Below are 19,603 nucleotides of genomic sequence, written 5' to 3' on the forward strand. Positions count from 1 at the left end.
CGAAAGGACGATACCGTATGGCATCACGCGACAACCGCCGAGGTCCCTGCGTGCGCGAGCTGTTGTTCGCGCGCTACCGCCCTGCCCAGACGGCGGCGGCATGCGCCATGGCGCTGCTCGTGGCGATCGCGGCCTCACTCGATCCCGCGGCTTCCTCCTATGAGGCGATCCGGCGCATCGACCCCGATGCGACCGGTGCGCTCTACATCTGCTACGAGGTGCTGCTTTCGTGCTCCGGGCGCGTATCGGCGCCCGCCTTGCTCGCGCTCGCCGGTCTGGCGGCGCTTCCCATCCGCGCCGTCGTGTTCGGCATGCGGAGCGCCCGGAGACCTTCGGTGCTGCTGCCGGCACTCGGTTTCGCCTGCTGCATGGTGGTGGGGAAAAGCTACGATGTGGCCGGTGACGCCTCGTTGGTGCTCGGCGGTGCGAGCCGCATCATCGAGTCGCTTGTCGCCGCGGCGGGCTGGTGCATCTGCGGTATCGTCGGGATCACCGTGCTGTTCGAGCTGTTCGATCGAGCGGGGCGGCGGCGGGAGCATACGGGCGCGCGGGGTGCGGACACGCTCGCGCGTATCGCGTGGCGCCTGTTCGACCGGCATCCGTTCGCCGTGCCGTTTTCCGTGCTGATCGTCGCGTGGCTGCCGGCGCTTGTCGCCAGCGTCCCCGGGGTGTTCATGGGCGACACGGGCGACCAGATCCGTCAGTGGTTCGGTCTGCCGAGCGGGACGAGTTCGTATCTCGAACTGCTCGACCCGGACGTGCTGCTCAACGGCCACCATCCCGTGGTGCACACCGCGATCCTCGGCGGATGCGTGCAGCTCGGCATGGCAGTGTTCGGCGACGAGAACGTCGGGCTGTTCATCTACACGGCCCTGCAGTTCGCGGCGACCGCCGCCTGCGCGGCGTATCTGGTGTCCACGCTCAGGCGGCTCGGCGCCCCTGCGGGCGCCCGCGCGGTTGTGCTCGTGATCTTCGCCGTGGTGCCGCTGTTTTCCAACTATGCCGTGCTGGCCACCAAGGACGTGCTGTTCGCCGACGCCTTCGCGCTGATGGTGGCGCAGGCGGCTATCCTGCTCGCCACGTTCCCGCGCGCCGGTGCCGTGGTGGGTGCACCGCGCTGGAGTCTTCGCGACGGGGCGCTGTTCATCCTCGCCTGCACGGCAACGGCGGTGCTGCGCAACGGCGGCGTGGTATTCCCTGCCGTCATCTGCGCGGCGCTCGCCGTGATCGGTCTTCGTGCCGCGCGCCGCACCGACGGGATCGCCGTGGGGGCGCCCCGCCGTGTCGCCCGCTGCGCGGTCGCCGCGCTGGTCGTGGCCCTCGCCGTGCAGGTCGCCCTCACCGCCGTCGTCATGCCGGCGCTCCATATCACGCCGGGCAGCCGTCGCGAGGCGCTCTCCATCCCGTTCCAGCAGACGGCGCGCTACGTGGCAAAGCACGACGGGGCGAACGCCGGTATCGCGGACGGCGCTTCGGATGGGTCGGTGAGCGCGGAGGAACGCGCGATGATCGACCGCGTGCTCGGCTACGATACCCTGGCGTCCCGCTATGTGCCGACCAAGTCCGACGCGGTCAAAAACGGCTTCAACGAGCGCGCGACATCCGATGACCTTGCGGCGTACCTACGCGTATGGGCGGCGCAGTTGCTCCGCGACCCGGCCTGCTACCTCTCGGCGACGATCGCCAACTACTACGGCTACTTCTATCCCAGCGAGCGGACGCCCTGGATGTACACCGCGGCGTCAAGCGATACGATCATGGCGCGCGAGGAGAACCGCGCGCAGTTCGATTTCCATCGCTGGTTCACGCCGGTATCCGAGGCGCTCGGCCACGCGGTCGACCTCTACCGGACGGCATGGCTGCAGCTGCCGGTCCTCTCCCTGGCGATGACGTCGGCGCCGTATGTGTGGCTGCTGGTGCTGCTGCTCGTGTATCTGGTGCGCGAGCGCCGCTGGCGTTCCTGCGCCCTGCTGCTGCCGCTCGTCGCGGTGCTCGCCGTGTGCCTCATCGGTCCCTGTAACGGGTCGACCTACCTGCGCTACCTGTATCCGGTGATGTTCACGCTGCCCTTTGCCGGTACCGCGGCACTCGGGGCGTGGAAACAGGCCGGGGTCGTTGCGTGACGACTCCCGGCCCGAATCCACCCGTTTTCCCGCGCTGCGCCGTTATGCGAAGAGCCGGCGGATCGCGTCCCGTCCCTCACGGCTGCAGAATAGGATCGCCTCGTCGCCGGCGTGCAGTACGGTGCGACCGTTGGGGACGGTAAGGGTGTCGCCGCGCTCGACGGCGACGACGATCGTCTGCGCGGGGAACGCGATGTCGGCGAGCGAAGTGCCGTCGACCTTGGAGCCGGGGTTCACCGTCGCCTGGACGATGCTGTGCTCGTCGCGTCCGAGCTTCATGAGGGTGAACATGTCGCGCAGGTTCATGCCCTCGTGGATGAAGCGCACGGTGATCTCTGCCTGGTTGATGGCCACATCGACGCCGTTTGCCGGCGTGAACATCCAGGCGTTTGCCGGGTCGTTCACCCGTGAGATGACGCGCGGAACGGCGAATTCCATCTTGCCGAGCATGGCGATGACGAGGTTCACCTCGTCCTTGCCCGTCACGACGGCGAGGGCGTCCGCCATGTGGATGCCGGCGCGCTCGAGCACGAGCGGGTCGGTCGCGCTGCCCTCGATCACGGTGCATTCCGGACACGTGCGGTGCAGGCGCGCGATCGCCTCGGGATGGCTCTCGACGATGGTGACCTTCTCGCCATCGCCGCAGAGTTGGGATGCCAGGTGGGCGCCGACCTTGCCGCCGCCCGCGATGATGATCTGCATAGCTATCGCCTACTCTCCGATGCCGAGCATCTGCTTGAATTTCCGACTTGCCGAGGCCGCGACCGCCGCGTAGACGATATCGCCGTCGGCGAGAATCGTCCCCTGCGTGGGGATGAACGTCTCGTTGCCGTGGGAGACGCCGACGATCTGCACCTCCCCGATGCTGGTGATCTCGCGGACGGTCGAACCCGCCAGCAGCGGCGGCACGTCCGCGCGCACCAGGCGCACCTCGCCCGAACCGATCTCGAACACGCCGTCGAGCTGTCGATAGGTGAGCAGCTCGCAGATGCGCGAGATACCCCAGGCGTTGGGCGAGATGGTCTGAATATCCAGACGCCGATACGTTTCGGCCTTGGAGAGGTCGTGCAGGCGGGCTATGACGCGCGGGACGCGGAACATGCTGCGCGCGATGTGGGCCACGACGATGTTGGCCTCGTCGGATCCCATACACGACACGAGTGCGCTCGCGCGCGTGATGCCCGCCTCCTCCAGTACCGCGCGGTCGAATCCGACGCCGCAGATTCGAGCGCCTTCGAAATCTGATCCGAGCGCGTCGAGGGCGGCTTGGTCGCGGTCGACGGCGGTGACGTCGAATCCCTGCCGTGTAAGGCGCTTGACCAAACCGGATCCCATGAAACCGACGCCAACGACGATCACGTTCATCGTGCACCATCCTTACGAAGAGGGGAGAAAGATTTCATCATGCGAAGCCAGGCGACGTCGCGGCGCCCTCGTGTGGGGCGCACCTGTCGCGCCGGGTACCTCGCCGGTGCCGGCGATTTCATCGCGCACCACCTCGCCTCGCGCGCACCGCGTCGCGATGGCGCAGCCACGCCTTGCGCGCCTCCTCGATCGCGACCACCACGGGCGGGATGCAGCACAGAAAGACGTAGTCCTGCCATGCGAGCGGGGCGGTGTGGAACACGCCTTGCAGCGGCGGGAACATCGTGAGGAACACGATGAGCACGACCTCGAAGGCGATGCCGACCAGGATCTTGCGGTTGGAGAACAGGCCGACCTTGAACACCGAGGTCTTTTCGGTACGGCAGTTCATGACCTGGCCGATCTGGGCGAAGACGATGCCGGCGAGCGTCATGGTCGTCGCCTGGATGTAGACCGGGTCGGCCTCGTCGCCCAGACCCGCCAGCGGGACGTCGGGCCAGCCGTTGAGCACGTTGACCAAGAAGTACCCGATCATGGCGGCGACCGAGCCCATGAGGCCGTACCACAGGAACGCCTTGACCAGCACGCGACGGTTGAGCAACCGTTCGTTGGGGTCGCGCGGCGGCTGGTCCATGACGGTCTGCTCGGGCGGTTCGGTGCCCAAGCCGAGTGCCGGCAGCATGTCGGTGCCCAGGTCGATGGTGAGGATCTGCATGGTGGTCAGCGGCAGCGGGACCGCTCCACCCGAGAGCAGATACACCGCGTTCGGCACGGCCTCCGGCGCATTGGAGTTCAAGATATAGAGCAAGAACTTGCGGATATTGCTGTAGACGGCGCGTCCCTCCTCGATCGCGGCGACGATCGAGGCGAAGTTGTCGTCGGTCAAGATCATGTCGGCGGCTTCCTTGGCCACGTCGGTCCCGGCGACGCCCATCGCCACGCCGATGTCGGCTTTCTTGAGCGCGGGCGCGTCGTTCACGCCGTCGCCGGTGACGGCCACGACCTCGCCCATCTCCTGCAGGGCCGAAACCACGCGCAGCTTCTGCTCGGGTGCCATGCGGGCGAAGACCACCTGCCCGGCAAGGCGGCGTTTGAGCTCGGCGTCGTCCATGTGCGCGAGCTCGAAGCCCGAGATGACCGACAGGTCGTCGCCGTCCACGATGCCGATACGGCGTGCGATGCTCGCGGCGGTGAGGCCGTAGTCACCGGTGATCATGACGATGCGGATGCCGGCGCGGCGGCATTCCGCCACGGCCGCTGCCACCTCAGGACGAGGCGGATCCATCATGACCTCGAGGCCGACGAAGGTGAGGTGGCACTCGATGGTTTCGGGCGTGTAGGCGCTCATGGATGCCGGCACTCCCTCGCGCGCCGCTTGGGCGCCGAGGGGACGGTACGCCACGGCGAGCACGCGCAGGCCGTCGGCGGCGTAGCCGTCGTTGGCCTCCATGATCCGCGCGCGGAGCTCCTCGGTCATGGGTACGGTTCGCCCACCGACGCGGATCGTGTCGGCAAGGCGTACGACCTCGTTGGGCGCGCCCTTGGTAAAGGCGATGCGCGTGGCGCCGTCGATGGGGTCCTCGAGTGCGTGCACCGTGGTCATGCGTTTGCGGCGGCTCTCGAAGGGCAGCTCCTTCACGCGGGGCATGCGCCGCTCGAGCTCGGCGGGATCGATGCCGCCCTTCTGCGCGGATACGATCAGGCATGCCTCGGTGGGGTCGCCGTAGACCTCGTAGCGATGCTCGGGGTCCTCCGGCGCGCGCAGGCGCGCGTTGCCGCACAGAAGGCCGCCTTCGAGCAAGAGCTCCAGATCGGGATCGTCCACGGCGCGGTACGTCGTCCCTTGCGATTCGATGGAACCTGTCGGCGCGTAGCCCACGCCCGTCAGGTCGTATTCGCGCGTCGCGGTCCACAGGTGGTTGACCGTCATCTCGTTTTGCGTGAGCGTGCCGGTCTTATCGGTGCAGATGACGCTCGTCGATCCGAGTGCCTCCACGGAGTTCAGCTTCTTGACCAAGGCGTTCCGCTTGCTCATGCGCTGTACCGCCATGGCCAGCGACAAGGTCACGGTCGGCAGCAGGCCCTCGGGGATAAAGGCCACGACCATACCGAGCGCGAAGATGAACGAGCTCGCGAACGGCTCGTGCACGACGAACATGCTCAGGGCGAAAAAGATAAGGCCCATGCACATGGCGAAGACGGTGACCTGCTTGGTCAGCCGGTCGAGGTCGCGCTGAAGCGGACTGGGGGCCTCTTGCATGTTCTGGGTGAGGCTCGCGATCTTGCCGAACTCGGTGTCCATGCCGATGCGCATGACGACGGCGCGCCCGTTACCCTCCGAGACGCTCGTGCCGGCGAATACCAGGTTGGGTATCTCGGCGGGCGAGAGGCCTTCCTCGAGCACGGCGTCGGCGACCTTGCGCGAGGGGTTCGATTCGCCGTTCAAGGTGGATTGGTTGACCTGCAGGTCCGAGCTTGCGATGACGCGGGCGTCCGCCGAGATCCTGTCGCCCTCGGCGAGCAGCATGATGTCGCCTGGGACGAGGTCCTCGGCCAAGATCTTCTGCTCCTGCCCGTCGCGGATGACGTCGGTGTAAGCGGGCAGCATCTTCTTGAGCGCTTCGGTCGCCTGGCTCGCGCGGGCCTCCTGCCAAAAGCTGAAGACGCCGTTGATGATATTGACGAGCCACACGGCGACACCCAGTTCGGGCAGGCCGGCGATAAAGGCGATGGTGCCCGCGACCCACAGAAGGATCGCCATCAGGTGCGTGAAGTTCGACAGGAACGCGAGCACGGGGGAGCGCTTCTTGCCCGATTCGATCAGATTCTTGCCGTGCGTCGCCTGGCGTCGCGTCGCTTCCTCGGAGCTCAGCCCACCGGTGTTCGCCGAAAGCCGTTCGAGTGCATCTTCGATTGTCGCGTGTCTGATTGATTCCAGCAGATCGTCAGCGTTCGCGTCTGCTCGTGCATGCGTGGTCGACCCCAGGTGAGGGTCGGGATCTTGGCTCATCGCCGCATGCGACGATGCATCGTTCGGTCGTCCCATGAGACCTCTCCTTCCCACCGTTCGGAGCTGAGCGCTCCGGCGGAAAAGCGGAATACATGGCCACAGGGCTCGCGCGACCTCCCTGTGGTTGGCACGCATCATAGTCATGTGCCGTCAACCATGCAACAACTTTTTAAGAATGTTTTCAGAAACCGTGAGACTGGGCAGATCCGATTTCACGACGATCCGGTTTGAGTGGGTATCCGCGCCTACTCGTCTTTAGTGGAGAGGAGCAGCAGGATGCCCGCGATGAAGTTGCAGAAGATGAGCGTGCAGATGCCGAAGGTCATCGTGTTGGGTTTATTGCCCTTGTAGATGCCGTACGCATGGACGGTCATGGGGACCATCCAAATGAGCGGGACGATCAGCCATCCGAAACCGACACACGACAGGATGCAGAAGATGAACGCCACCATGCGCAGCGTCGTGTCGTTGGAGTTCGCAGGCTGCACGGGGGTTCCGTATTCGACGATGGGCGAGGAGGATGCCTGGTCGTAGGTGTAGGTCTGGCTCGGTTCGGCGGTCGGCTGCTGAGGCTGTGCCGCCGCAGTCGCCTGCGGTGCGCTCGCAGCGGTGGTTGCACGGGCGGTGCCGGGGAACTCGGGCAGCGGTTTTCCGCAGCCGGCGCAGAATTTGGCGTTATCGGGATTTTGATGACCACATTGAGGGCAGAACATGGCGGTGGCTCCTTCCATGAGGTGCGCGACGGGAAAGACGGATTCCGTCGGTTGCATAGAGCTTACCACGCAGGGCGCAAGCGATACCGGGGCAGATGGGTTGGTACGGGTGATTTAACGCGCCGGTATCCTGACAGGGAGGGAACCGTCCGATCCGATTGCGCGCACCCCGATTCCACGCAGGGCGGTCCGTGCGCTTTGCGTGGCAACGGCGTCGGGGTCTTTTGCTGCGGGGGCATTCGGTATATCATGCTTGAACGTGTGTTTCTATGGGCCGTCCGCACGCCCGCGCGTGTGCGACGGTGGTATGAATTCGAAGGAGCCTCGCATGTCAGGACACTCTAAGTGGGCCACTACCAAGCATCGCAAGGGCGCGCAGGACGCCAAGCGCTCGGCGCTCTTCTCCAAGCTGAGCCGCAACATCACCGTTGCCGCCCGTCTCGGCAACGACCCCAATCCCGATAACAACGCCAGCCTCGCCGCCGCCGTGGCCAAGGCCAAGGCGCAGTCCATGCCCAAGGACAAGATCAAGAGCGCCATCGACAAGGCCTTCGGTGCCGGTGCCGACGCCGCCGTCTACGAGAACATCGTCTACGAGGGCTACGGTCCCGCCGGTGTCGCCGTCTACGTCGAGTGCCTGACCGACAACCGCAACCGTACCGCCGCCGACGTCCGCTCCGCGTTCAGCCACGCGGGCGGCAACCTCGGCACCTCCGGTTCCGTGGCGTTCCAGTTCGAGCGCAAGGGCCAGGTCGTCGTCGCCAAGGAGATCGTCGATCCCAACGACAAGAAAGAGAACATGATGGCCAACGGCGCCGCGGGCGACGAGGAGGAGTTCATGATGGCCGTCGCCGAGGCCGGCGGCGATGACTACGAGGATGCCGGCGAGGAGTGGGTCGTGTGGACCAACCCCGGCGACCTCATGGCCGTCTCCAAGGGTCTCGAGGAGCAGGGCATCGAGGTCAAGGGCTCCGAGCTCACCATGGTCCCCACCACGCCGACCGACGTGACCCCGGCCGACGCCAAGAAGGTCCAGCGTCTCATCGACCGTCTCGAGGATCTCGACGACGTCCAGGACGTCTACCACACCATGAACATGACCGACGAGGTCGTCGCCGCCCTGGAGGAGGAGTAACCTCCAGCCGGCCTCGTCCCCGCGCGGATCGAAGCCTACATCGAGCCGGGTTCGCGACGCCGTTCGTGAGCCCGGCTTTCCGTTACCGGTGCGTATCGCGGGCGACGCCCGTGTAAGAAGGGGCGCGCCGACGGGTATACGTACATCCATGGGCGGCCCCGCGCGGCGGTCGCGACGATCGGAAGGAGCACGGCGGTGCGAGCGCTCAGGAACATCCTCGCCACCATTCACCTCTTGTCGGGTGTCGCCGTCCTCGGCGCCGCTCTCTGCTTGCTGACGGGCGTCATGGGCGATCGCGTGCGGGCCCTGCTCGACACGCCTGCGGGCCGTATCGGCGCGTACGTGGCGATCGGCATCCTCGGGCTCGGCGTGCTCGTGAACGTCATCGCGACCTACGCCCGGCGCCCCGACCCGACGTGCGTGCATCCCGACGGCAATCCGAACGTCGAGGTGAGCCTGCAGGCGCTGACGTCCGCCGCCACGCGCGCGGCGGCTGCCGGCGACGTGCTCATCGAGGGCGTGGAGGGCCGTATCATCGGACGCGACCGCGACCGCGCGCGCCTGCTCGTGGAGGCGATCGCCTTTACCGACGAAGGCCTCGACGGACTCGCACACGGTATACAGCAGCGCGTGACCGACGCGTGCACCCGTCTGCTCGGCACCGCCGGCATCGAGGTGCGCGTGCGCTTCCTGCCCAGCAAGACCACCATCATCACCAGGGAGGTTCCAGATGAGCGATAAGACCGCCTCCGACGGGCGCAGGTCGTCCGCGTCGCCCAAGCTGTCCATCGAGCAGGGTCCCGTCGCCGACGAGGCGACCGAGCCGGTGGAGGAGCCCAAGCGCCGGACGCATCGCCTCGATGCGGACGCCATCGGGTTCATCAAGGGGCTCGGCGCCGCGGTGTGGGCATATGCCGATTCGCATCACTACACGGTGCTCTACGGCGTGATCGGGTTCGTGCTCGCGGTGCTGATCCTGACGATCGGCCTGTGGGCGACCATCGTCATCGCCATATTCGCCGGCGTTGGTGCCGCGCTCGGCCAGATCCGCGATGGCGACAACGGCATCGTGAACTTCTTCAGGCGACTGTTTTCCGGCAAGCGCTAACGCGCCGCACGTAGACCGAAAGGGGATCATCTCATGAGCGATGAACTGAAGATCGAGGTTGCGCACGAGGACGAGGCCGACGAGCGCGTCGAGGACGCCGCCGAGAACGCGGTGGAAGCGGTCGCCGGCGATGCGGCGGATGCAGTCGATGAGGTCGCGGAGGTAGCCGACGAGGCGATCGACGCCGATGGGGACGAGGACGAGGAGCTCGACTCCGAGGACTCCCTCACCTACTCCAACGGCGTGATCGAGAAGATCGTCGCGATCGCCACGCGTGAGGCCGCGCACGTCCTGGGCATGAAGGGCAACCTGATGCACTTCGTGCAGGAGACGCTCGGCGCCGAGAACCTCACCAAGGGCGTGTCGGTCGAGGTGACCGACGACAACCGTGTCATCGTGAACATCTCGGTGATCATCGAGTACGGTGCGTATGCCCCCGCCGTCTTCGAGGACGTGAAGGCGCGCGTGACCGAGCGTCTCGAGTCCATGACGGGCCTTGAGGTCGCCGGCATCAACCTGCGCATCGAGGACGTCATGACGCGCGAGGAGTACGCCGCGAGCCACAAGCACGCTCAGGAGAACGCCGAGTAGGTCGTTTTCGCGTACGGCGGCTTCGATCTGCTGTTCTGTCCGGCGCGGCGGAGCGGGGATATCCCGTTCCGCCGCGCCGTTTCCATGCGGCAGTGTCCCAAAAGGGGCTAGGAGATTTTTGGGACATTGGTGCCGCATCGAGCGTGCGCCTGCGGAACGCCCTCTGTACAGTCGAGTCGGCAGCGTTCCGTATCTGCACAGGCGAGGGTATACCGAGCCGAGACGTAAGCCGAGGTGCAACAAGTTGCCCGTTCGGCCGCTCTGTCACTTTTTCGTCTGCGTACTTGCATCGGGTAAAGCGCCCTGCTACCCTAAATCCCATGTTTACGTTTGCCGCACATATGATGATGGTCATGGAGATGCCCTCGCCCGGGCACTTTGCCATGCCGAGCGCATCGCTCGCGCATGGGGAGACCGGGCGCCTTCGTTAGGTCGTCTCCGGCGGGAGGCGGCCCGCCTTCTTGCCTCATCCATATCATCGAGCGGAGCCAATCCCGTGATCAGTATCCAACACGTGTATAAATCGTTCGACCTGCCCAAAAAGGGCTCTGGTCATGTGGCGCGCGAGTCGGCCGAGGCCGTCTCGCTCGCTTCGGCGCAGGGGTCCAACCTTGCGATGGCAGCCGCCGCCGCGACCGCGGTGACGTCCGAGGCGGCGGAAACCCTCGCCGCACCCGACGGCAAGGTCCATGCGCTGGAGGACATCTGCCTCGATATCGCCGACGGCGACATCTTCGGCATCATCGGTATGAGCGGCGCCGGCAAGTCCACGCTCGTGCGCACCATCAATCTGCTCGAGCGGCCGACTTCCGGTTCCATCGTGGTCGACGGTCTCGACGTGACCGGGCTGTCCGGTGCCGCGCTGCGCAGCTACCGTCGCCGCGTCGCGATGATCTTCCAGAGCTTCGGCCTGCTTGCGCAAAAGACCGTCCTCGACAACGTGTGCTTCCCGTACCTTGCCGCCAACGGCAAGGTCACCGCGGCGGATCGCGATCGCGCCCTGGCTCTCCTCGACCGTGTCGGTCTGCGCGAGAAGGCATCGTCGTATCCCTCCCAGCTCTCCGGCGGCCAGCAGCAGCGCGTCGCCATCGCGCGTGCGCTCGCTTGCGAACCCGAGGTCATCCTGTGCGACGAGGCCACGAGCGCGCTCGACCCCAAGAGCACCAACACGATCTTGAAGCTCCTGCGCGACATCAACCGCGAGACGGGCGTGACCCTCGTGGTCATCACCCACTCCATGGACGTGGTGCAGAAGATCTGCAACAACGTCGCGGTGCTCGAGAGCGGGCACGTGGTCGAGCAGGGGAGCGTGGAGCGCGTGTTCGCCGACCCCCAGGCCGAGGCGACGCGCGTGCTGCTCGGAAAGGTGGAGTGGGATGCTTAACGACTTTCTTTCCGAGTACGGTGCCCTGCTCGCCCAGGGTACGCTCGATACCTTCATCATGCTGTTCCTGTCCTGCGCGATCGCCTACGTGATCGGCATCGTGCTCGGCGTCATCCTGCACCTGACCGCACCCGGCGGCCTGCGACCGGCGCCCGTCGCCAACGCCGTGCTGGGCTGGATCGTGAACATCGGGCGCTCGATGCCCTTCATCATCCTGCTCATCCTGCTCATCCCGGTGACCCGTACCGTCGCGGGGACCATCACGGGCGTGCGCGGCGTCATCGTGCCGCTCGTCGTGTCCACCGCGCCCTTCGTGGCGCGCATGATCGAGCAGTCGCTCGCCGAGGTCCCGCGCGATGCGGTCGAGGCCGCCGAGGCCTGCGGCGCGAGCGTGCCGCGCATCGTGTTCTCCGCGTTGCTGCCCGAGGCGCTGCCCTCCATCGTGCGCGGCGTCGCCGTCACCCTCATCGCCGTGCTGGGCTACACCGCCATCGCCGGCGCCGTGGGCGCGGGTGGCTTGGGCGACATCGCCATCCGCTACGGGTACTACCGCTATCAAAGCGAGCTCATGATCATCACCGTCGTGTTGCTCGTGATCGTGGTCCAGCTCATCCAGAGCATCTGCGACCTCATCGCCCGCAAGGTCGACCACCGCTAGGGCTCACCGTCGCCTTCCAGTTCCATCCTTCGCATCCAAGAAAGAGGTTTCCCATGAACACCATCTCGAACATCGATCTTTCCCGCCGCAGCGCCATCAAGGCGGCCGTCGCCGGCCTGGGGCTTGTCGGCCTGGCGGGCCTTGCCGGCTGCGGCTCGAGCGACACCGGCACCGACGAGGCGGGCAGCGCCGCCGCCTCGAGCACCACGCTGACCGTCGCCGCGTCGCCCTCGCCCCACGCCGAGATCCTGAACGAGTACGCCGCTCCGCTTCTGGCCGAGCAGGGCATCGAGCTCGTGGTGAAGGAGTACACCGACTACATCATCCCCAACCAGGTGACGAGCTCCGGTGAGGTCGACGCCAACTACTTCCAGCACATCAACTACCTCAACAACTACAACGAGGAGAACGGCACCGACCTGGTGAACGCCGGCTCCATCCACTTCGAGCCGATGGGCGTGTTCGCCGGCAAGTCGGATGACATCGCCAACGTGGCCGATGGCGCCAAGATCTCGGTTCCCAACGATCCCACCAACGAGGGGCGCGCCCTGCTGCTTTTGCAGGATCTGGGGCTCATCACCCTGTCCGAGGACGCGGGGATCACGGCCGCCAAGAACGACATCGTGGACAATCCGCACAACCTCGAGATCATCGAGCAGGAAGCCGCGATGCTGCCGAGCACGCTCGCCGATGTCGACTTCTCGGTGATCAACGGCAACTACGCCATCGATGCCGGCCTGTCGCTGCGCGACGCGGTCGCCTCCGAGGATCCGCAGTCCGAGGTCATCCAGACCGAGTACGCCAACATCATCTGCACGACGCCCGACCATGAGGACAGCGAGGCCGTGCAGGCGCTCGTGGCCGTGCTCACCACGGACGATTTCAAGGCCTATCTGGACGAGACCTACGACGGCGCGGTGTTGCCCGCCTTCTAAGGTCGAGTCGCCTTCTGTTCCACACGCCCGCCATGGCGCCCGGGGATGTTTCCCGAGGTTGCCCGGCGGGCGTTTCGCGTTGCGTGGACGCTGGCGGTCCGGTGCGGGCGGGACGCCCCTCTCGAGATGCCCGAGGCGCGGGGTGCGCGTCTTGCGTTATCGCGTCGGTTACGCGTTCCGTAACGTTGGATGGGCACGCACCGTCCATCTGTCGGATGGCGTACAATGACGGGACGCCCCGGGTGCCGACCCGGCATCCGCGAAGGAAAGGGGAGACGATGTTTTGCAACCGATGCGGCAATCAGATGGACGATGCCGCCCGCTTCTGTCCCGCGTGCGGCGCGCCCAATGCGAAGCTGGCCCAGCAGGAGGCGGCCGCGGGCGCTAGCCAGTCCCAGCAGCCCGATCCCGCAACCGCTCAGGCGCAGTCCCAGCAGCCCGGATCCGCTGCGGCGGATGGGCGGACCCAGCAGGTGCCCGCTCCGGACGCCGCCGCGACGGCGCAGGTTCCGCCGGCTTTCGATTGGAACACCGCGCCCGCCTCGACTTCGACGCCGCCTCAGACGCCCGGCGGCTTTTACCCGAAGGGTTGCCTGGCCCAGGCGTTCGACGACATCACCAAGGTGCCCGGCGCCATGAAGCGCGTGATGCAGATCGCGTTTCTGCCGGCGATCATCGCGCTCGTCTCGCTGCTCGTGCTGATCATCCCCATCATCGGTTGGATCGCCTGCCCCATCGGGCTTGTGATCTCGTGGATCGCGGGCATCTGCTGCAACGGTTACGCGATCGAGTGGGGCCGCGAGCTGTCGCGCGGGCGCGGGTTCGACACGAACGCCTCCATCCTGCGCACGTCGTTGTTCTCGCTCGGCTTCCTCAGCAGCTCGCTTTCGGGCGCGCTTTCGCTTATCGCTTTGTTGCCGTCGCTGATCGCCCAGCTCCTGATGGTGCTCGGCGGAGCGGCGAGCATCGGCGCGTGGGCGTACTCGAGTTCATACGGCTATGGTGACACGATGGGCGGCCTTTCCGGCATCCTCATCATCCTGTCGCTCGTGACGATGCTGCTCTACATCGTCTCGTTCGTGCTCGGCATCCTGTTCACCATGTTCTCGGACGCCGCCGTCATGCATCTCGCGGTGACGGGGCGCGTGGAGTCCGCCTTCTCGTTCGGCAAGGTGTGGCAGCCGTACAAAAAGCAACTCGGCAAGCTGTTCTGCGCTTCGCTGCTGCCTGGCATCATCACCGGGGCGATCCTGGCGGTGGTCGTCTTGATCCTCGTCGGCATCTTGCTCGCCATCGTCGCCGGCTCCGCATACAACGGCTATTATGGGTCCGGCATCGCCGGTGCGCTGCTCTCCGGTGGTTTCGGCATGATCGTGGTGCTTGCGCTGATCGTCTTCGTCGTGGCCTTCATGGGCGCGTTCACGAGCATGCTCAAGTACCGCGCCGTCGGCTACTGGGCGCAGCGCTATGCGGATGCATGGACGCACGAGGGCGACGAGGACTATACCTTCCGTCTGCCCGGCGGCCAGACCGTGTAGCCTGCACGCGAAAACCGCCGGACCGCTTTGCCCACTCGGCAGGGCCGTCCGGTGCATATCCGGTACCCGGATTCGAATCGATGCGGGAGCGTGGCCAAGCGCCACGCTCCCGTTTGCCGTCAGAAGGACCGTCGCGCTCCTACTCGGCGAGGAAATCGACCGTGTATTGCGCGGCGAGCATCACGCCGTCGGCGAGGGCCGACTCGTCGATCGTGTAGAAGCACGAATGCTGCGGCCACGTGGCGCCGATCGCGGGGTTGCGCACGCCCACGAACGCGAGCACGCCCGGAACCCGCTGCAGGTACAAGGAGTAGTCCTCTCCCGAAAGCGTTCCCTGGTAGCGGCCGATCGCCTGCTCGCCGAGAACCTTGACGATCGCGGAGCGACAGCGCTTCGAGGCGGCCTCGTCGTTGATCACGGCGGGGTGGGCGATCGTGTACTCGGTGAGCTTCGCCGTCGCGCCGAGGGCGGCCGCGGTGTTGGCGCAGATGCGCTCGATGAGGGAGGGCATGCGGTCGTGCGCCTCGTCGGTGTAGGTGCGCACCGTGCCGGTGAGGTAGGCGGAGCCGGCGATGACGTTGCGCGCGGTGCCGGCGTGGAGCTCGCCGACCGTGACGACGGCGGGCTCGTAGGGGGACAGGTCGCGCGAGACGATCGTCTGCAGGGCGTCCACGACCTGGGATGCAGCCACGACGGCGTCCACACCGCGCTGCGGCAGCGCGCCATGGGCGGATGCACCTTCGATGTCGATGCGGAACCAGTCGGTGTTGGCCATGCGCGGGCCGCTTTCGCAGGAGATCTTCCCGGCATCGACCTCGCTCCACACGTGCATGGCGAAGGCGCCGTCCACGTTGTCGAGCGCCCCGGCGTCGATCATCATCCGGGCGCCGGAGCCGTTTTCCTCCGAGGGCTGGAACACCGCGCGGACCTCGCCGTGGAGCTCGTCGGTCATGTGGGAGAGGACGTGCAGCGCCCCGAGCAGCATGGCGATATGGCAGTCATGGCCGCAAGCGTGCATGACGCCGTCGTTCGCGCTCGCGAACGGCGCGTCGGTGCGCTCGGCGACGGGCAGGGCGTCGATGTCGGCGCGCAGCATGATGCGGCGGCGCGCCGTGCCGTCCGCGCCGTAGGCGTCCTGCGCGGTGCCGCGCAGGGTGGCGACGAGACCGGTGTCGAGCGGCCGCTCGTAGGGGATGCCCATCTCGTCGAGTGCGTGGGCGATATCGGCGGTGGTGCGGAACTCCCGCAGGCTCACCTCGGGGTGCTTATGGAAATGGCGACGCCACTCGATGACGCGCGGCTCGATCTCGGCGGTGAGCGTTTGGATGGTGGCGGTGATGGTGTCCTCGGTTTCCATGGCGTGTCCTTTTGCAACGGTGCCTGTATACAAAGGACATTCTACCGACGTCGGGTCATCCACATGTGAAATTGCGTCAGGCACCGTTTCGCATGTGAAAAACGTCTGACGCACGTTCACGTATGGCTGAGGGGGACTGAAGAAATCTAAGTGCCGAGAATTTAGATTTTTTGCCTTTGCGTTGTATAAGTCGGACAAGGTGGGTATTATTCTTGGCGTACGTAAGGCAAGGGCCATGGTGAGCGCTGCGAATGCGCCGCATGGTCGCACAAAGGAGGAATCGAGCATGAGCCTTAAGCCGCTTGGAGACCGCGTTCTGATCAAGCCGGATGCAGCCGAGCAGAAGACCGCTTCCGGTCTGTACATCGCCAGCAACGCCCAGGAGAAGCCGCAGCGCGGCGAGATCGTCGCGGTGGGCGCCGGCAAGCTCAACGACAAGGGCGAGCGCGTCCCGATGGATGTCAAGGTCGGCGACCATGTCATCTACGGCAAGTTCGGTGGCAACGAGATCAAGGTCGACGGCGAGGACTACCTGCTCATGCGCGTCGACGACATCTACGCCGTCGTCGAGTAGACGCCCCGCGCAGTAGATCAGCTCAACAGTTCATCTTTTGGAGGAATTCGAAATGGCTAAGAACATCACGTTCGATACCGACGCGCGCGCCAAGCTCGCGAAGGGTGTCAACACCCTGGCCGACGCCGTCACCGTCACCATGGGTCCCAAGGGCCGCTACGTCGCCCTGCAGCGCTCCTACGGCGCTCCCACGATCACCAACGACGGCGTCTCCGTCGCCAAGGAGATCGAGCTCGAGGACAACATCGAGAACATGGGCGCCCAGCTGGTGAAGGAGGTCGCCACCAAGACCAACGACACCGTGGGTGACGGCACCACCACCGCGACCCTGCTCGCCCAGGCCATCGTCAACGACGGCCTGCGCAACGTGGCCGCCGGCGCCAACCCGCTTGCCATCCGTCGCGGCATCGACAAGGCCGTCAACGCCGCCGTCGAGGCCATGAAGGATCACGCCCAGCCGGTCGAGACCAAGGAGCAGATCGCTTCGGTCGGCACCATCTCCGCGGGCGACCCCAACGTCGGCGCCAAGATCTCCGATGCCATGGACGTCGTGGGCAAGGACGGCGTCATCACCGTCGAGGACGGCCAGACCTTCGACATCACCATCGACACCGTCGAGGGCATGCAGTTCGACAAGGGCTACGTCTCCGCGTACTTCGTCACCGACAACGACCGCATGGAGGCCGTCCTCAAGGATCCCTACATCCTGATCACCGACCAGAAGATCTCCAACGTCCAGGACATCATGCCCGTGCTCGAGGCCGTCTCCCGCGCCGGCAAGAGCCTGCTGATCATCGCCGAGGACATCGACGGCGAGGCCCTGCCCACGCTCGTCCTCAACAAGATCCGCGGCGCCCTGAACGTCTGCGCCGTCAAGGCCCCCGGCTACGGTGACCGCCGCAAGCGCATGCTCGAGGACATCGCCGTGCTGACCGGCGGCCAGGCCGCCCTCGACGAGCTCGGCATCAAGGTGGGCGACATCACCGCCGACATGCTGGGTACCGCCAAGTCCGTCACCGTCTCCAAGGACAACACCACCATCGTCGACGGTGCCGGCTCCAAGGAGGCCATCGCCAACCGCGTCGCGCAGATCAAGGGCGAGCTCGAGCACACCGACTCCGAGTTCGACCGCGAGAAGCTCCAGGAGCGTCTGGCCAAGCTCTCCGGCGGCGTCGCCGTCATCAAGGTCGGCGCTGCGACCGAGACCGAGCTCAAGGAGATCAAGCACCGCGTCGAGGACGCCCTGCAGGCGACCCGCGCGGCCGTCGAGGAGGGTATCGTCGCCGGCGGCGGCGTGGCCTTCATGGACGCCATCCCCGCGCTCGACGGTATCGTCGTCGAGGATCCCGAGGAGCAGATCGGTATCGACATCATCAAGAAGGCACTGACCGCGCCGGTGGCCACCATCGCCAAGAACGCCGGTTTCGAGGGTGCCGTCGTGGTCGACAAGGTCGCCTCGCTGCCCGCGGGCGAGGGTCTCAACTCCGCCAACGGCGAGTGGGGCAACATGATCGCCATGGGCGTGCTCGACCCGGTCAAGGTCACCCGCACCACGCTCCAGAACGCCGCCTCCGTCGCCTCGCTGATCCTCATCACCGAGGCCACCGTCACCGACGTCCCCAAGAACACCGCTCTTGAGGATGCCATCGCCGCTGCGACCGCCGGTCAGCAGGGTGGCGGCATGTACTAAGCCGCAAAGGGGATAATCTCCCACCGGAGCGCCCCTCGGTGTCCCTTGCGAACGTCCTCGGCCTTACGGCCTGCGGAATGTTCGCGCGGGAGCACCGAGGGGCGCTCCTGCGTTCACCTCCTTGTGGCGGCAGGCGGTAAAGGGGGTGTCCCGGGCGCTGTTTGGGGTCGGTGCGTTGACGGGGATGCGCCGGCCACTGCTTGAATTGTCACTGTGGCTCCACGCCGTCGGTGTTACCATGCCGTTGCATCTTGGGTCGCCTTGGTTCACGGGGAGGTAGTTCGGGCATGGCCGAGGATTGGGACAAGCCGGAAGAGGGCACCTATGTGCGCGATGCGCAGGCGCGCGCCGCGCTGAAGGAGCGCGAGCGCAAGGAGGAGGCTTCCGGAAAGCACCGGCGCATCAGCGACGCGCCGGTGGTCGCCGACGTCGTCGCCGAGGTCGAGCATCTGCGCAGCCTGCGTCGTCGCCGCATCGTCCGCCGTGCCATCACCCTGTGCTTCGTGATCGTCTCCGCGCTGCTGCAGGCCTATGCCATCCAGGTGTTCGTGCAACCCGCGGGCCTGCTGTCCAGCGGGTTCACGGGTCTCGCCATCCTCATCGACCGCATCACCTCGCTGTTCGGTTTCAGCTTCCCCACGTTCGTGGGCATGGTCGTGCTCAACATCCCCGTGGCGCTCGTGTGCTGGAAGAGCATCAGCCGGCGTTTCGTGATCTTCTCGATGATCCAGGTGTTCCTCGCCAGCTTCTTCTTGAGCCAGATGCGCTTCGAGCCGATGCTCGACGAACCGGTGCTGCTGGTGGTCTTCGGCGGGTTCATCTACGGCCTGTCCATCGCCATCGCGCTGCGTGGCGGCGCCTCGACGGCGGGCACGGACTTCATCTCGCTCATGGTCTCCAACAAGACCGGCAAATCCATCTGGGGCCTCGTCTTCGCGGGTAACTGCGTCGTGCTGCTGATCTTCGGCTATCTGTTCGGATGGACCGCCGCCGCGTACTCCATCATCTTCCAGTTCATCTCGACGAAGACCATCGAGATGTTCTACCACCGCTACGACCGCATGACCCTGCAGATCACCACGAAGAAACCCGACGACATCCTCGAGGCCTACCACGATGCGTTCAAGCACGGTTCCTCGTGCTACGAGATGATCGGCGGGTACAGCCGCAAGACGTTCTGGCGCATCGAGACCGTCGTGTCCTCCTACGAGGTGGGCGAGATCGTGGCGCTCGTTCGCGCGCATGACGACCGCGCGGTGATCAACGTGTTCCGCACCGAGAGCTTCTTCGGCCGCTTCTATCGCGGTCCGGTGGACTGACGGATCCCGACGGCCCGCCTTGGCGATGCGGTGAATACGGCCGGCGCGATCGCAAAGTTGTGCGCAGCGCATGCATTCCCGCTAGAATAGAAGGTCGCATGAT

Annotated in this window: 17 protein-coding genes; 12 read left to right on the forward strand and 5 right to left on the reverse strand. The window is 65.9% G+C overall.

Going from position 1 to position 19,603, the window contains the following annotated elements; genetic code table 11:
* Nucleotides 1-17: 17 nt before the first annotated feature.
* Entirely contained in the window at nucleotides 18-2,123 is a 2,106-nt protein-coding gene (locus tag I6E04_RS09200; protein WP_235422898.1) for a DUF6020 family protein, read from the forward strand.
* 42 nt (nucleotides 2,124-2,165) lie between these two features.
* On the opposite strand, the gene I6E04_RS09205 is transcribed toward I6E04_RS09200, so the two are convergent.
* The 4 genes from I6E04_RS09205 to I6E04_RS09220 all read right to left on the reverse strand — a co-directional run bounded on the left by I6E04_RS09205 (nucleotide 2,166) and on the right by I6E04_RS09220 (nucleotide 7,211).
* Nucleotides 2,166-2,825: a potassium channel family protein gene (locus I6E04_RS09205; protein ID WP_235422899.1), complete on the reverse strand. Its 660-nt coding sequence runs from the start codon at nucleotides 2,823-2,825 to the stop codon at nucleotides 2,166-2,168.
* A gap of 9 nt (nucleotides 2,826-2,834) precedes the next feature.
* Nucleotides 2,835-3,488, reverse strand: coding sequence for a potassium channel family protein (locus I6E04_RS09210; RefSeq protein ID WP_235422900.1), 654 nt, complete (start codon nucleotides 3,486-3,488; stop codon nucleotides 2,835-2,837).
* 118 nt (nucleotides 3,489-3,606) lie between these two features.
* Complete coding sequence (locus I6E04_RS09215; RefSeq protein ID WP_235422901.1) at nucleotides 3,607-6,534, reverse strand: cation-translocating P-type ATPase; 2,928 nt, start codon at nucleotides 6,532-6,534, stop codon at nucleotides 3,607-3,609.
* Between the two features lie 209 nt (nucleotides 6,535-6,743).
* Nucleotides 6,744-7,211, reverse strand: a complete 468-nt coding sequence (locus I6E04_RS09220; RefSeq protein ID WP_235422902.1) for a zinc-ribbon domain-containing protein — start codon at nucleotides 7,209-7,211, stop codon at nucleotides 6,744-6,746.
* Nucleotides 7,212-7,539: 328 nt separating this feature from the next.
* Between I6E04_RS09220 and I6E04_RS09225 the strand changes: the two genes are divergently transcribed.
* The 8 genes from I6E04_RS09225 to I6E04_RS09260 all read left to right on the forward strand — a co-directional run bounded on the left by I6E04_RS09225 (nucleotide 7,540) and on the right by I6E04_RS09260 (nucleotide 14,560).
* Nucleotides 7,540-8,346 (forward strand): YebC/PmpR family DNA-binding transcriptional regulator, encoded by an 807-nt coding sequence (locus I6E04_RS09225; RefSeq protein ID WP_235422903.1) that lies wholly within the window; start codon nucleotides 7,540-7,542, stop codon nucleotides 8,344-8,346.
* A 195-nt stretch (nucleotides 8,347-8,541) separates the two neighbouring features.
* Nucleotides 8,542-9,087, forward strand: coding sequence for a hypothetical protein (locus I6E04_RS09230; RefSeq protein WP_235422904.1), 546 nt, complete (start codon nucleotides 8,542-8,544; stop codon nucleotides 9,085-9,087).
* Nucleotides 9,077-9,454 (forward strand): DUF2273 domain-containing protein, encoded by a 378-nt coding sequence (locus I6E04_RS09235; RefSeq protein WP_235422905.1) that lies wholly within the window; start codon nucleotides 9,077-9,079, stop codon nucleotides 9,452-9,454. Before I6E04_RS09230 ends, I6E04_RS09235 begins: the two co-directional genes overlap by 11 nt.
* A 33-nt stretch (nucleotides 9,455-9,487) precedes the next feature.
* A complete protein-coding gene (locus I6E04_RS09240) occupies nucleotides 9,488-10,045 on the forward strand; it encodes an Asp23/Gls24 family envelope stress response protein (protein ID WP_235422906.1) in 558 nt (185 codons plus the stop codon).
* Between the two features lie 496 nt (nucleotides 10,046-10,541).
* Nucleotides 10,542-11,429 carry a methionine ABC transporter ATP-binding protein gene (locus tag I6E04_RS09245; RefSeq protein ID WP_235422907.1) on the forward strand — a complete coding sequence of 296 codons (888 nt, stop codon included), beginning with the start codon at nucleotides 10,542-10,544 and terminating at the stop codon, nucleotides 11,427-11,429.
* Complete coding sequence (locus I6E04_RS09250; RefSeq protein WP_235422908.1) at nucleotides 11,422-12,087, forward strand: methionine ABC transporter permease; 666 nt, start codon at nucleotides 11,422-11,424, stop codon at nucleotides 12,085-12,087. The genes I6E04_RS09245 and I6E04_RS09250 overlap by 8 nt, the downstream gene beginning before the upstream one ends.
* Before the next feature lie 53 nt (nucleotides 12,088-12,140).
* Nucleotides 12,141-13,022 carry a MetQ/NlpA family ABC transporter substrate-binding protein gene (locus tag I6E04_RS09255; RefSeq protein WP_235422909.1) on the forward strand — a complete coding sequence of 294 codons (882 nt, stop codon included), beginning with the start codon at nucleotides 12,141-12,143 and terminating at the stop codon, nucleotides 13,020-13,022.
* Between the two features lie 278 nt (nucleotides 13,023-13,300).
* The gene (locus I6E04_RS09260; protein WP_235422910.1) at nucleotides 13,301-14,560 is read left to right on the forward strand and encodes a DUF4013 domain-containing protein; all 1,260 of its coding nucleotides are present in this window, start codon (nucleotides 13,301-13,303) and stop codon (nucleotides 14,558-14,560) included.
* 139 nt (nucleotides 14,561-14,699) lie between these two features.
* On the opposite strand, the gene I6E04_RS09265 is transcribed toward I6E04_RS09260, so the two are convergent.
* Complete coding sequence (locus tag I6E04_RS09265) at nucleotides 14,700-15,917, reverse strand: amidohydrolase (RefSeq protein WP_235422911.1); 1,218 nt, start codon at nucleotides 15,915-15,917, stop codon at nucleotides 14,700-14,702.
* Nucleotides 15,918-16,203: 286 nt separating this feature from the next.
* Between I6E04_RS09265 and groES the strand changes: the two genes are divergently transcribed.
* The 3 genes from groES (at nucleotide 16,204) to I6E04_RS09280 (ending at nucleotide 19,500) form a co-directional block, all read left to right on the forward strand.
* Entirely contained in the window at nucleotides 16,204-16,491 is a 288-nt protein-coding gene (gene groES / locus I6E04_RS09270; protein WP_235422912.1) for a co-chaperone GroES, read from the forward strand.
* Nucleotides 16,492-16,543: 52 nt separating this feature from the next.
* Complete coding sequence (gene groL, locus I6E04_RS09275; protein ID WP_235422913.1) at nucleotides 16,544-18,181, forward strand: chaperonin GroEL; 1,638 nt, start codon at nucleotides 16,544-16,546, stop codon at nucleotides 18,179-18,181.
* Nucleotides 18,182-18,468: 287 nt separating this feature from the next.
* On the forward strand, nucleotides 18,469-19,500 hold the full coding sequence (locus I6E04_RS09280; RefSeq protein ID WP_235422914.1) for a YitT family protein: 1,032 nt from the start codon (nucleotides 18,469-18,471) through the stop codon (nucleotides 19,498-19,500).
* Nucleotides 19,501-19,603: the final 103 nt, after the last annotated feature.

Origin of the sequence: Collinsella tanakaei (assembly GCF_021531055.1) — a bacterium.
GTDB classification, from domain to species: domain Bacteria; phylum Actinomycetota; class Coriobacteriia; order Coriobacteriales; family Coriobacteriaceae; genus Collinsella; species Collinsella tanakaei_B.

Coding starts and splice junctions, on each gene's coding strand:
- I6E04_RS09205 (WP_235422899.1), bottom strand. CDS start 2,825: ATGCAGATCATCATCGCGGGCGGCGGCAAGGTCGGCGCCCACCTGGCA.
- I6E04_RS09240 (WP_235422906.1), top strand. CDS start 9,488: ATGAGCGATGAACTGAAGATCGAGGTTGCGCACGAGGACGAGGCCGAC.
- I6E04_RS09220 (WP_235422902.1), bottom strand. CDS start 7,211: ATGTTCTGCCCTCAATGTGGTCATCAAAATCCCGATAACGCCAAATTC.
- I6E04_RS09255 (WP_235422909.1), top strand. CDS start 12,141: ATGAACACCATCTCGAACATCGATCTTTCCCGCCGCAGCGCCATCAAG.
- I6E04_RS09280 (WP_235422914.1), top strand. CDS start 18,469: ATGGCCGAGGATTGGGACAAGCCGGAAGAGGGCACCTATGTGCGCGAT.
- I6E04_RS09225 (WP_235422903.1), top strand. CDS start 7,540: ATGTCAGGACACTCTAAGTGGGCCACTACCAAGCATCGCAAGGGCGCG.
- I6E04_RS09235 (WP_235422905.1), top strand. CDS start 9,077: ATGAGCGATAAGACCGCCTCCGACGGGCGCAGGTCGTCCGCGTCGCCC.
- groES (WP_235422912.1), top strand. CDS start 16,204: ATGAGCCTTAAGCCGCTTGGAGACCGCGTTCTGATCAAGCCGGATGCA.
- I6E04_RS09250 (WP_235422908.1), top strand. CDS start 11,422: ATGCTTAACGACTTTCTTTCCGAGTACGGTGCCCTGCTCGCCCAGGGT.
- groL (WP_235422913.1), top strand. CDS start 16,544: ATGGCTAAGAACATCACGTTCGATACCGACGCGCGCGCCAAGCTCGCG.
- I6E04_RS09210 (WP_235422900.1), bottom strand. CDS start 3,488: ATGAACGTGATCGTCGTTGGCGTCGGTTTCATGGGATCCGGTTTGGTC.
- I6E04_RS09265 (WP_235422911.1), bottom strand. CDS start 15,917: ATGGAAACCGAGGACACCATCACCGCCACCATCCAAACGCTCACCGCC.
- I6E04_RS09200 (WP_235422898.1), top strand. CDS start 18: ATGGCATCACGCGACAACCGCCGAGGTCCCTGCGTGCGCGAGCTGTTG.
- I6E04_RS09260 (WP_235422910.1), top strand. CDS start 13,301: ATGTTTTGCAACCGATGCGGCAATCAGATGGACGATGCCGCCCGCTTC.
- I6E04_RS09215 (WP_235422901.1), bottom strand. CDS start 6,534: ATGGGACGACCGAACGATGCATCGTCGCATGCGGCGATGAGCCAAGAT.